Source organism: Clostridioides sp. ES-S-0048-02, from assembly GCF_020658495.1.
GTDB lineage: Bacteria > Bacillota > Clostridia > Peptostreptococcales > Peptostreptococcaceae > Clostridioides.
The window spans coordinates 1-11,951 of record NZ_JACVWH010000035.1 but is presented as its reverse complement, the minus strand read 5'-3'; the positions used below and the strand labels follow the sequence as shown (position 1 = coordinate 11,951).

Sequence of the window (11,951 nt, the reverse complement as noted above, 5' to 3'; positions counted from 1 at the left end):
CTTTGACTAATTGTTTTCTTAAAGTATTCATAAAAAATCTCCTTTACGACATTTGATTATATTTAAATCATTGCCATAAAGAAGATTTTTATTAACCTTGAAGCACAAATTATTTTACATTACCTATTAATATTAAAAGCTATGAAACTAATAATAAAAATTATTACTTCATAGCTTTTTTTCATAGCTTTTTTGCTGAAGGTATCTTTTATTATTTTATAATAAGTTATAGTAAAATAAAATTTATGATTATAAATATAAATTTTGAGGTAGTAAATTTGAATTAATATAAAACTAAAATATATTATTTTCTATAATTTTTATACCTTTTTCGGTGATAGAGCTACCTTTTCTTCCTTTACCAGGAGTTAAATATTCATTAGATGTCAAATATTCTAGCATACTTCTTACTTCATATTCTGTGACATTATGCTCCATAAATTTCATGAGTTTTGCTCTTCCCATTGGCTTTATATATAACGATTTTAGGATAGAAACACATATATTTTTATCATATTGATTTAAATCATGAAATATAGAGGTATTTCCTAACATATGATGATTATTTAATTTTGAAGATATATTTTGTGGCAAGTCATTTATCGTAAGTTGATTAGAACCCATATAAGCCATATATTCAATACAATTTCTCAATTCTCTGATATTGCCCATCCAAGTATAAGAATTTAAAGCTTTTAATAGATTTTTATCGAGTTTAATATTTTTATATGGAAGTTCTTTTAAAAACGATTCTAAAAGAAATGGTATATCTTCTAATCTATTTCTAAGAGGAGGCAAATCTAATGTGAACATACTTATCCTGTAAAACAAATCCATTCTAAATTTATTTTCTAAAATTAATTTTTCTAGGTTTTTGTTTGTAGCAGCTAGTATTCTTACATCAATTGGAATAATATTTGTACCACCAATTTTTCTAATTTCCTTTTCTTGTAAAACTCTTAAGAGTTTTACTTGTAAATCATGTGGCATATCTCCTATCTCATCTAAAAATATGGTTCCAGTATGAGCTAATTCAAATAATCCTTTCTTTCCACCCTTTTTTGCTCCAGTAAAAGAACCATCTTCATATCCAAACAGTTCACTTTCAAGCAACTCACTTGGAAGTGAAGCACAATTTATTGCTACAAAAGGTTTATTTTTTCTAGGAGAATGGTTGTGTATTGATTGAGTAAAAGCTTCTTTACCAGTACCTGTTTCACCAGTTATTAGAATAGGGTTATCTGTAAGAGCCATTTTTTTTGCTTTTTTGATACAGTCTTTTATAACAGTGCTATTTCCAATTATATTACTGAACTTATACTTGGCTATATAACCTCTTTTAACAGAGTCACTTCTTATTTTTTGTTCTAGTATTTCTATCTTGCTTACATCTTTTAATGTAATTAAGCAACCTTCTATATTTTTATAAAGATAAAATGGTTTTTTTGATAGTATAAATTTTTTGTCTATTTCATCTATGTATATAATCATATTATCTATGTTTAGATTTTGAGTGATTTTATCCAAAAAACTCTTTGGTAAATATTCCATTAAAGAAGGTGATTTTATGAGCTTTTCATCTAATTCCAACATGCTTAGTAAAGATTTATTTACAAATGTAACCTTGTTGAATGTATTGAAAAATATTAACCCATCTCCAATTTCGTCAATAGTCATATAGAGTATAGTTTTTAATTTAGATATATTATCTAATGATGTATTTAAAAAATCATGACTAAGTATTTCCTTAGATAGCTTGTATAGTTTTTCTATAAACTTCTCGTTTTTTAGCTTTAATACTACTAGTAACGACATATATGTATCTAATGAAATTTTTCTCCAACCTAAGTCAACGATATTTTTTATGTATTTTGGTATAAATCTAGTCTGACCTGGTGTTATAGCTGTATCTAAATCATATATTTCTTCACAGTTTGGGTATGTTGGTACAAAATCGATATGATTTATTCCTATTTTATATAAATAAGTAGCCATTTCAAACGCTGAAGTTTTATTGGTAGTCATAAGTAATGATTTTGTACCTGGAGGTAGTTTCATCATTTTCTCATATCCAAGCTTTGAAAGTGCCTTTGTTCCATGGATAATTTCAATATCTTCCTTGAAATGCTTTATTAAAAAATTACTAGTTAAAGGTGATAGAGAAAGAACTACATCACCCTCTAAATTCTCTCTTATACCATCAAGTATGTTTTGAGTTTCTATACTTATTTCATCTCCAAAAAAGCTTATTAACTCTTCTTTGTAGTGGTCAGCATTTAATTTATCATATGTTATAAGGATTAATTTTTTTCTGTCCATTTTATTTCTCCTAACTAAGGTAATATTTAGTTTGCTTTTTTAAGAGCAGAACAAGTTATATTATACAACAAATAACATGATAAATTTATACATTTAGCTAAATAATAGGATTTTATAGGTTTTTATCCTATAAAATCCTATTTATAAAATTAGTTTGAAAAATTATATAGAAAAATATTTATAATATAAAGATTTTTCTACTGCATGACAATAAAAGATGTATAAATATAAGTTTAAAAAGTTAGCAATTGCAAGCAATTTATATGATGTAAAAAATTAACAATAAAAAAACAAATGAAAAAATATTATTATTAAAGTATTGGCATGGGTTTTGCTTAATGAAAAGGTGTACTAATAAAATTTATTTAAGCAGGAGGGAGAATTTATATGAGCAAGTTAGAATCAACAACAGAAAAAATAGAAGTTAAATGGTATGGGTATGTAGCATTAATATTAGGAGCATTATTCTTTTCAGGAATATTTAAAGATGCACCTGGAGCATTAAAAGTACTAGATTTTAATAATGTATTAGGAAACTTTGGTTCACTGGGGACAGTTAATGATGGTGTAGGTACATTAGCTGCAAACTTCAGAGGGGATGGAGGGACTGGTCCTCGTGATGGATGGCTATATGCATTAACTTTAATACCATCAGTTATGTTTGCACTTGGAATAGTCAGAGTTATAGACCACTTAGATGGTATGAAAGCAGCGCAAAAACTTCTTAGTCCACTATTAAAACCATTACTAGGATTACCTGGATTTGCAGGATTAACTTTAATAGCTAGTTTACAATCTACAGACGCTGCTGCATCTATGACTAAGGAACTTAAAGATGATGGGTATATAGATGAAAAGCAAAAAGCTGTTTTCTGTGCATTTCAGTTTTCTGGAGCATCTGCAATCACAAATTTCTTTGCTTCAGGAGCAGCATTGTTTCCATTTATAGGCGATGTTCCAATATTTATACCACTTGCCTTAATCTTAATTATGAAATTTGTTGGAGCAAACTTACTTAGATTATACTTAAATAAATTCGAAAAGGAGGAAGCTTAATATGAGTGATATAGCAAAAAAAGAGGTGAAAGTTAAAAAAGGAAATGTGATAGATGCATTTATTGGTGGAGCTAGAAACGGGTTTCAAATAAGCACAAATTCAATGGCTCCAAATGTTATATTTGGTTTTGCTATAATTTCTATATTCAATTTAACTGGTCTTTTGGATATAATAGGAACAATTTTCACACCTGTAATGAGCATATTTGGACTTCCAGGTGTTGCAGCAACTGCAATAATGACAATATTTATATCAATGGGAGGAGCTTCTGGGGTAATAGCTGGCTTGTTTACAGCAGGTCAAATAAATCAAGCACATGTTGCAATACTTTTACCAATGTTATTACTTTCAGGAGCTCAGATACAGTTTATGGGTAGGTTGTTAGGAACAGCCGAATTAAAAACTAAATACTATCCACATATGTTTATAATAGCAACTTTAAATGGATGTATTGCAATGCTTATAATGAATTATTTTGTAGTATAGACAACATATGGAAAAGAGTAATATAAGGTAAAAATTAAAATTTATGGAGGTATTATATTATGGAAAATAATAAAAGTTATATTGACTATGTACATAAGGTGTATGATTATTTACATACAATTCCAGAAAAAGGATTTGGAGAATACAAGACATCTACATTTATTTTAGAAGAACTTAAAAAAATGGGATTTGAAAATATAGATGAAGGTGTTGCAGGAACTGGCATTATAGTAACAATAGACTCAAAAAAAGAAGGGCCAGTATTTGCGATAAGAGCAGATATAGATGCATTAGAATTTATAATAGATGGAGAAAAGAAAATGATACATGCTTGTGGTCATGATGGTCACACTTCCATGCTTCTAACAGCTGCAAGTTTAATAAAAGAGAGGGACTTAGTAAAAAAAGGAAAACTTAAAATAATTTTTCAACCAGGTGAAGAAAAACTTTATGGAGCATTAAGAGTAATAGATTCTGGTTTATTAGATGATGTTGAAGAGATGGTAGGTATGCATTTAAGACCTGGGCAAGATTGTAGATTAGGAAAGGCCATACCTGCAATGTATCATTGTGCCAGTTGCATAATGGAATTTACTATTAAAGGTATTACTTGTCATGGTTCTAAGCCACACTTAGGTGTAAATGCAGTAGATGCTGTATGTTTAGCAGTAAATGCAATAAGAGTAAATCCAGCTGTTCCAAATTCTATTAAAGTTACAAATATATCAGTTAAAGGTGAAACATATAATAATATACCAGATGAAGCTTTTATGGCTTTAGATATAAGAGCAGAGAGTAATGAAATAATAGAAGAATTAAAAGAAAAAGCTATTCATGCTATAAAAACCGCTGCAAGTTCTATAAACGCAGAGGCTATATTGCTTTCGAAAGATGGAGTTCCAGCAGCAGAGTTTGATGAAGGTCTTGTAAGTTTAGCTGAAGAGACTATTAAAGATGTACTTGGTGAAGATGCATCTATAGGTGTATTTAAAAACTCTGGTGGGGAAGATTTTCACTATTATACTCAAAAACTAAAATGTAAGACTACATATATTGGACTAGGTGCTGATGCTACACCAGGATTCCACAATCCTAATGTGACGTTTGATACTAAGGCTTTAGAATATGGAGTTGATATCTGGTGCAGACTAGTTGAAAAGAGATTAGGATAAGATTTTAAATTAATTGATTTATATTTAAAATTTTTTAAACTTATGAAAAGAGGTTTTTTATGTTAGTTGTAATATTATTGACGTAAATAGTCTCTTTTTATTTTGTTGTAATGAAGTTGTTTTTACAATATCGAAAAAATCTATTGTAGGAAAAATAGGTATATTTTAAATCTATTAAACCAAAAAGTATTATTATTATAGTGTGTAGAGTGGTAAAATGTCCTTAGATTACAAGTAGTGACAAATTTAATATTTATAGAATTTATATTTTTAGGAGGCTTAAATGAGTAAATATAATTTTGATAGAGTTGTAGACAGAGTAGGAACAGACTGTGTAAAGTGGGATTTCAGAACTAATTGTTCACCAAAAGCACAAAAAGATGGTTTACCTTTTTGGATTGCAGATATGGATTTTGAATGTGCAGAACCAATAATAGAAGCATTACATAAAAAAATCGACCATAAAATATTTGGGTATAGTTCTAATAATAGTGACGAATACTTTGATGCAGTTTGTGGATGGTATAAAAGAAGATTTAACTGGGAAGTAAATAGAGAAGATATTGTTTTTAGCCCTGGAGTTGTACCTGCTGTAGCTATTTTAGTAAGAATATTAACAAACTCTGGAGAAGGAGTAATAATTCAAAAACCAGTATATTATCCATTTGAAGCAAAGATAAAAAGCAATAATAGGGAAGTTATAAATAATTCTCTAATATATGAAAATGGAACTTATAGAATGGATTACACTGATTTAGAAGAAAAAGCTAAGTGTGGCAATAATAAAGTACTTATTCTTTGTAGCCCTCACAATCCTGTTGGTAGAGTATGGAGAGAAGAAGAATTAAAAAAAGTCGTAGAAATATGCAAAAAATATGACTTGTGGATAATAGCAGATGAAATACACTCTGACTTAATTCGAAAAGGATTTAAACATATTCCTTTACAATCATTATGCCCAGAATATAAAGAGAAAATAGTCACATGTATAGCTCCAAGTAAGACATTCAATTTAGCTGGAATGCAATTATCCAATATAATAGTGAATAATAAAGAGTTAAAGAAGAAGTATCAATATGAAGTTACAGCTGTTGGAGTTGGTACTTCACCAAATCCTTTTGCTATTGTAGCCACTATAGCAGCATATAATGAAAGTGAAGACTGGCTTGATGAATTAAATGAATATCTAGATAATAATATAAAATTTATTGATGAGTACTTAAAAGAATACTTACCAAAAGTTAAACTTGTTTACCCAGAAGGGACATATCTAGCTTGGCTAGACCTTACTGCTTATGGATTAAATGAAGTAGAACTTGAAGATTTAATGTTTAAAAAAGCCAATGTATTATTTGATGAAGGTTATATATTTGGAAAAGAAGGTATTGGGTTTGAAAGAATAAATGTAGCATGCCCACAATCTCTATTAAAAGAATGTATGGATAGATTAAAAACTACATTTGAAAACTTATAAAACATGGGGAAAAATGTATAAAGTATATAAAAAATAAAAAATAATAAACTTGACAAAATTTAACTAATCACTTATCATACTATTATGAATAAATAGAAAACACAAAAGTTAACTTTTATTAAAGTAAAAATAAAACTTTAAAGACGTTGAAAGGAAGAGTAGGTATAGAATGTAATTAAAGCGAGTTGGTGATGGTGTGAGACCAATATGAAGTCTATAGTGAAGAACATCCTGGAGTTGCTAACTGAAATTTTAAAAGAGTAGGCTTAGTCGGAACCAAACCGTTATCATATTGGGATGTATCGAGTAATATCTGTACATTATGAGCTGGGTTTGAATCTATTTCAAACTAATCAGGGTGGTACCGCGGAAAAGCAACCTTTCGTCCCTTTTTATAGGGATGAGAGGTTTTTTTAATGGAAAAATATATAGAATATAGGGAGTGAATAGTATGAGTACAATAATACCAAAAGATTATAAAAGCAGTCTAAATGTAATTGATACACAAGTAGCCATAAAAAAATTAAAAGATTTCTTTGAAATGAGATTGAGTAATGAGTTAAATCTAATAAGAGTTTCTTCACCACTATTTGTATTGCCTGAAACAGGTGCAAATGATAATTTAAATGGAGAAAAAGCAGTAAGCTTTGATATACCATTTATGGATAAAAATGCAGAAATTGTTCAATCACTTGCAAAATGGAAGAGATTAGCTCTTAAAAAATATGGTTTTGCAGTTGGAAGTGGTTTATATACAGATATGAATGCAATAAGAAAAAATGAAGAACTGGACAATATACATTCTTTATATGTAGACCAATGGGACTGGGAATTAGTTATAGAAAAAAGTAGCAGAAATGAAAAAACTTTAGAAGACGTTGTAAAAAGATTATATGGAGTATTTAAAGATACTGAAATATTTGTGTGTAGTATGTATGAAGGTATAAAAGAAATTTTACCAGAAGAAATAACATTTATAACATCACAGGAATTAGAAGATATGTATCCAGAGTTATCGCCAAAAGATAGAGAAGATAAAATTGTAAAAGATAAAAAAGCTGTATTTATAACACAAATAGGAAAGACATTAGTATCAGGAGAAAAACATGATGGAAGAAGCCCTGATTATGATGATTGGGAATTAAATGGAGATATACTATTTTATAACCCTGTTCTAGATTCTGCATTAGAATTATCATCAATGGGAATTAGAGTTGATGAAGAATCACTAGATAGACAGTTAAAGCTTGCTGGATGTGAAGATAGAAAAGAATTTGATTATCATAAAATGCTTTTAAATGGTGAGCTTCCATATACAATTGGTGGAGGAATTGGTCAATCAAGAATCTGTATGTATTTCTTGCAAAAGGCACATATAGGGGAAGTACAAGTTGGAGTATGGCCACAAGATATGATTGAAAATTTTAGAAACGCAGGAATTGAATTGTTATAATTAAAAATAAATTAATATTATTGTAAAAATTATAAACAATTTAAAATACTTAAGTTATTATATAACTGTCCATATGTAATCAATACAATTTAAGTATAAACTAATTAATAAAATTTATATCTAAAATATTCATCAAATTAATTATATCGGTTATAATGTAGAGTAACCTATGATTATAAGAGGTGATAAATATGGAACTTTTAAAAAGAGTTATTGATATAATTTTAGATACTTTAAAAAAAATTTTAGTAAGATTTAAAAATGCTAAGTTTGGATTACTTTTTATATTTGATTTACTTAAACTACCAGATTTTATGACAGATAAAAGAATAAATATAATTGATAAGGTCAAAGTAGTTTCTGTATTAGTTTTTACTGTATCCTACTTTGTATCTGGTATTGATATAATACCTGAAATGCTCGCTGGAGCATTTGGATTTATAGATGATGCTATAGTATTAATTTGGAGTATAGGTATTGTGAATGAAGAAATTAATAAGTACAGAATCATTGCAAAACAGGATAAACATTCAAATATAATTGAAAATGTAGAATTTTCTATAAAAGATGAAGAAGAATAACATTTTATAAGTGTTATGCTTAGATATTATACAATATTAAGTGCTGCTAGATAGTAGTAAAATACTGCTTTTTACTACTGTCTAGTAATAAATAGTTGACTGACATCTAACTGACAAATAAAAAAATATATGATTAACTGACATCTTACTGACATAGAACTGACGATTATTTAAATAAGATTTTACTTAAATTATCAGAAGCTTCTTTGTCCATTTCTTCTAAAACATGAGAGTATTTATTCATAGTTATTTTTATATCTGTATGACCTAATCGTTCTGAAATAGTTTTTATGTTAGTGCCAGATAATAACATCAAAGTTGCATTTGTATGTCTAAGTTCATGCAATTTTATATACCTAAGATTGTTGTTCTCTAATAATCTTTTAAAAGGTTTAAAAAACATTTGTTGTGTCCAAGGTTTAAATTTTGAATTTAGACATACTAAATCTAATTCATTTTTTAGTATCCCTTGTAATTTTAATTTACTTTGTCTTAACTTTTCATCTTTTAACAAAATTATTAACTCAGTTGGTGCTGTCAATCTTCTTTTAGATTTATCTGTTTTAGGTGATTTAAAAGTTACTTTTCCATCAACATGAATCATTGTTTGTTTTACATTTATAATACTTTTATTAAGTTCAACATCACACCATCTAATTCCTACAGCTTCACCGAAGCGTAGACCAAGTCCTAACATTAAATAGATAGGTATAGCTAAATCAGTATCAAGACACCTTTCTAACAGTATCTGAGCCTCCTCTTTGGTATAAAAATTAGTTGTAGATGCATTTTCTTTATTTGGAGTTATTACAAACTTAGAAACATCTTCTTGTATTTCTCTAAGTCGATAAGCTTCATGCAATAAAGCATTTAAAAAACTAATCGAATTTTTTGCGGAATTCAAAGAATATTTTTTATATATTTTATTGACATATGTTTGTAAAAGGTTTGGACTAATATCAATTAATTTTATATCTTCAAAAAAAGGTTGGATGTGATTTCTAATTATACTTTTTCTGTTTCTTAAAGTATATGGAGAAAAGTCATCCTTTTTTTCCTCTATGTATCTATAGCATCTGTCTACAAGCGTTACAGTGTTTGGAGCAACAAACTTATTATTGTTTATAGTAGATTTTATTTCAATTAAATGTTTTTCAGCATCCTTTTTCTTTTCATAACTTCCATAACTTTTTTGTTTCTTTTTCCCAGTTTCTTCTTCTACATACTCCACATATACATGAAATTTTTCATTTCTTTTTCTTATAAAAGCTGATTTGATGTTCATATGTACACTCCCTTTATAAGTTTTATAAAATTTATATAAAAGAGCAGTTAGACTGCTCTAATTATATCTAATGAATATTAAGATGGTTTTTTAAAGCTTCTTGAAGTATCTGAGAAAAATTAACCTTATTTCTTTCAGCTTCTCTATTAAGCCATTGTGGTATAGTAAGAGTTTTTTTAACAGAATAATTCTCTATAGCTTTTCTGTGAATAGGCATATATATCTCTATTAAAGTTGGTATTTGATTTTTCTCTAAGTTTAATTTATCTATAGTCGTTGGATTCGGTATTATGTCATTATCTTCTTCCATGCCATACAGATGTAGCCCTAATGCTTCTTTTGCCATTTTTAAAGCTTCTTCTGTTGTATCTCCACATGTAAGGCAACCTGGTAAATCAGGAAATTCTACAGAGATACCATCCTCATCATAGCTTAGTATGGCAGGATATACATATATATCTTTTTTCATTATATCAACTCCTTAAAGTTTTTGTAAGGAGAGAGGGATTAACTAATATTAATCCCTGCTTGTTTAAAAATACTTTTCACAGTTCGAAGTGGCAAATCCTTTTTTGGATGAGGTACTGTGACCTTACCTTTTTTAACAGGATGTTTGAATTGGTGATGGTCACCAACACAATTTACTTCATACCAACCATCTGAACTAAGTATTTTTAAAATTTCTCTCGAAGAATAAGATTTCATACTCCCTCCTTACAGCTATATTGTAACACGTATTTATATACGTGTCAATTACAAAACAATAAATATTTTAAAGAAGGAAAAGAAAATTTAATGTAGAATTATTAAGATGTATAGTATTTCATATATAAAAGGGGGAGATATTGTGAAATTAAAGAAATTATTATCACTAGGGTTAGCCATGTCAATGTTTGCTGCGGGTCCTATATCAGCTAATGCACTTGATACAATTTATACTATTCAAGGAAAAGATAAATACGAAACGGCTGCTCTTATAGCTGATGAACAAAGTTATACTACTGTAATACTTATAAATGCAGATAGCACAATGGCTGATGGATTAAGTGCAAGTGGGCTTGCAGGGGCTACAAATGCACCAATTCTTTTAACTAAAAAGAATGATATGCCAAATGTAACTCTTGAAAGAGTAGAGAAGGCTAATAAAGTGTATATAATTGGTGGAGAAAGTTCTATTGATAAGGCAACAGAAACTTTTCTAAAAGATAAAGGAATAGAAACTAAAAGGCTTCAAGGTAGTGATAGAATTAAGACGAGTTATAATGTAGCAAAAGAAATAAATTCTATTAATAAAGTAAATAAGGTTATATTGACTAATGCTTTTAAAGGTGAACCTGATGCGATGAGTGTTGCATGTGTAGCTGTTAGAGACAAAGCACCTATAGTATTGACCGATGGGAAAAGTGTGCCATTTAATACTACTGGAATAGAAAGTTATGCAATAGGTGGTACCTCATCAATAAGTGATAGTTTAGTAACTAGCACTAATTCAACTAGATTGGGTGGTACGGACAGATATGATACTAATAAAAAGATAATAAATAAGTTCTATAGTGGTGTAAAAGAATTTTATATATCAAGTGGAACAGATTTAGTATATGCACTTGTTGGTTCTACTATTGCTAAATATACACCTACAGTATTAGTTGGTGATAATAGTAATAAAACTATACTAAAAGGTGCAGAAGAGTTAACTATCATAGGAGATTTGTCAATAGATGTAATAGACCAAGTTGTTAACATGGTATATCATGATATTATTGAAAAAGATTATTTTTCAGATGAAAAACATATAGATAAGATAGAGCAAAGCATTATAAATGATATAATAAATAGTTTTGGACCAATTAGTGAAGATGATATTGTTAGCAATTCAAATAACGATTCTAATACAAATGGTAATTTACCTGGTGATGTAGATGGAATAAATTAAACATAAATATTTATTATAAGGAGCTAAGGGTAATGTAAAATAATTTAGCTCCTTCGTTCTTTCTGGTAATGTAAAATAATTTGTGCTTCAAGGTTAATAAAAATCTTCTTTATGGCAATGATTTAAATATAATCAAATGTCGTAAAGGAGATTTTTTATGAATACTTTAAGAAAACAATTAGTCAAAGAAA

General features: G+C 28.3%; 10 protein-coding genes, 1 pseudogene and 1 other annotated feature. Of the genes and pseudogenes, 7 read left to right on the top strand and 4 right to left on the bottom strand.

Going from position 1 to position 11,951, the window contains the following annotated elements:
* Positions 1-294: 294 nt before the first annotated feature.
* Positions 295-2,319 (bottom strand): sigma 54-interacting transcriptional regulator, encoded by a 2,025-nt coding sequence (locus IC173_RS19750; protein WP_227856159.1) that lies wholly within the window; start codon positions 2,317-2,319, stop codon positions 295-297.
* 387 nt (positions 2,320-2,706) lie between these two features.
* On the opposite strand from IC173_RS19750, the gene IC173_RS19745 reads away from it, so the two are divergent.
* The 6 genes from IC173_RS19745 (at position 2,707) to IC173_RS19720 (ending at position 8,542) form a co-directional block, all read left to right on the top strand.
* On the top strand, positions 2,707-3,375 hold the full coding sequence (locus IC173_RS19745) for a nucleoside recognition domain-containing protein (RefSeq protein WP_227432369.1): 669 nt from the start codon (positions 2,707-2,709) through the stop codon (positions 3,373-3,375).
* A 1-nt stretch (position 3,376) separates the two neighbouring features.
* Positions 3,377-3,862 carry a YjiG family protein gene (locus tag IC173_RS19740; protein ID WP_227482732.1) on the top strand — a complete coding sequence of 162 codons (486 nt, stop codon included), beginning with the start codon at positions 3,377-3,379 and terminating at the stop codon, positions 3,860-3,862.
* Between the two features lie 59 nt (positions 3,863-3,921).
* Positions 3,922-5,034, top strand: coding sequence for a M20 peptidase aminoacylase family protein (locus IC173_RS19735; protein ID WP_227856158.1), 1,113 nt, complete (start codon positions 3,922-3,924; stop codon positions 5,032-5,034).
* 283 nt (positions 5,035-5,317) lie between these two features.
* A complete protein-coding gene (locus IC173_RS19730; RefSeq protein WP_227432372.1) occupies positions 5,318-6,508 on the top strand; it encodes a MalY/PatB family protein in 1,191 nt (396 codons plus the stop codon).
* 137 nt (positions 6,509-6,645) lie between these two features.
* Positions 6,646-6,901: a binding site (T-box leader), on the top strand.
* Between the two features lie 58 nt (positions 6,902-6,959).
* A complete protein-coding gene (gene asnA, locus IC173_RS19725) occupies positions 6,960-7,961 on the top strand; it encodes an aspartate--ammonia ligase (protein ID WP_227432373.1) in 1,002 nt (333 codons plus the stop codon).
* Positions 7,962-8,152: 191 nt separating this feature from the next.
* Positions 8,153-8,542: a YkvA family protein gene (locus IC173_RS19720; RefSeq protein ID WP_227432374.1), complete on the top strand. Its 390-nt coding sequence runs from the start codon at positions 8,153-8,155 to the stop codon at positions 8,540-8,542.
* Between the two features lie 166 nt (positions 8,543-8,708).
* Here IC173_RS19720 and IC173_RS19715 read toward each other — a convergent pair whose 3' ends face one another.
* The 3 genes from IC173_RS19715 to IC173_RS19705 form a co-directional block, all read right to left on the bottom strand.
* Positions 8,709-9,827 carry a site-specific integrase gene (locus tag IC173_RS19715; RefSeq protein WP_227856157.1) on the bottom strand — a complete coding sequence of 373 codons (1,119 nt, stop codon included), beginning with the start codon at positions 9,825-9,827 and terminating at the stop codon, positions 8,709-8,711.
* 67 nt (positions 9,828-9,894) lie between these two features.
* Complete coding sequence (locus IC173_RS19710) at positions 9,895-10,296, bottom strand: type II toxin-antitoxin system HicB family antitoxin (RefSeq protein ID WP_021385632.1); 402 nt, start codon at positions 10,294-10,296, stop codon at positions 9,895-9,897.
* Between the two features lie 38 nt (positions 10,297-10,334).
* Complete coding sequence (locus IC173_RS19705; protein WP_227856156.1) at positions 10,335-10,532, bottom strand: type II toxin-antitoxin system HicA family toxin; 198 nt, start codon at positions 10,530-10,532, stop codon at positions 10,335-10,337.
* A gap of 142 nt (positions 10,533-10,674) precedes the next feature.
* Between IC173_RS19705 and IC173_RS19700 the strand changes: the two are divergent.
* A pseudogene (locus IC173_RS19700) lies at positions 10,675-11,574 on the top strand (cell wall-binding repeat-containing protein); the annotation flags it as partial.
* Positions 11,575-11,951: the final 377 nt, after the last annotated feature.

Bases quoted from the DNA above. Each gene is read 5' to 3' on its own strand.
- IC173_RS19750 (WP_227856159.1), bottom strand. From the start codon at position 2,319: ATGGACAGAAAAAAATTAATCCTTATAACATATGATAAATTAAATGCT.
- IC173_RS19745 (WP_227432369.1), top strand. From the start codon at position 2,707: ATGAGCAAGTTAGAATCAACAACAGAAAAAATAGAAGTTAAATGGTAT.
- IC173_RS19740 (WP_227482732.1), top strand. From the start codon at position 3,377: ATGAGTGATATAGCAAAAAAAGAGGTGAAAGTTAAAAAAGGAAATGTG.
- IC173_RS19735 (WP_227856158.1), top strand. From the start codon at position 3,922: ATGGAAAATAATAAAAGTTATATTGACTATGTACATAAGGTGTATGAT.
- IC173_RS19730 (WP_227432372.1), top strand. From the start codon at position 5,318: ATGAGTAAATATAATTTTGATAGAGTTGTAGACAGAGTAGGAACAGAC.
- asnA (WP_227432373.1), top strand. From the start codon at position 6,960: ATGAGTACAATAATACCAAAAGATTATAAAAGCAGTCTAAATGTAATT.
- IC173_RS19720 (WP_227432374.1), top strand. From the start codon at position 8,153: ATGGAACTTTTAAAAAGAGTTATTGATATAATTTTAGATACTTTAAAA.
- IC173_RS19715 (WP_227856157.1), bottom strand. From the start codon at position 9,827: ATGAACATCAAATCAGCTTTTATAAGAAAAAGAAATGAAAAATTTCAT.
- IC173_RS19710 (WP_021385632.1), bottom strand. From the start codon at position 10,296: ATGAAAAAAGATATATATGTATATCCTGCCATACTAAGCTATGATGAG.
- IC173_RS19705 (WP_227856156.1), bottom strand. From the start codon at position 10,532: ATGAAATCTTATTCTTCGAGAGAAATTTTAAAAATACTTAGTTCAGAT.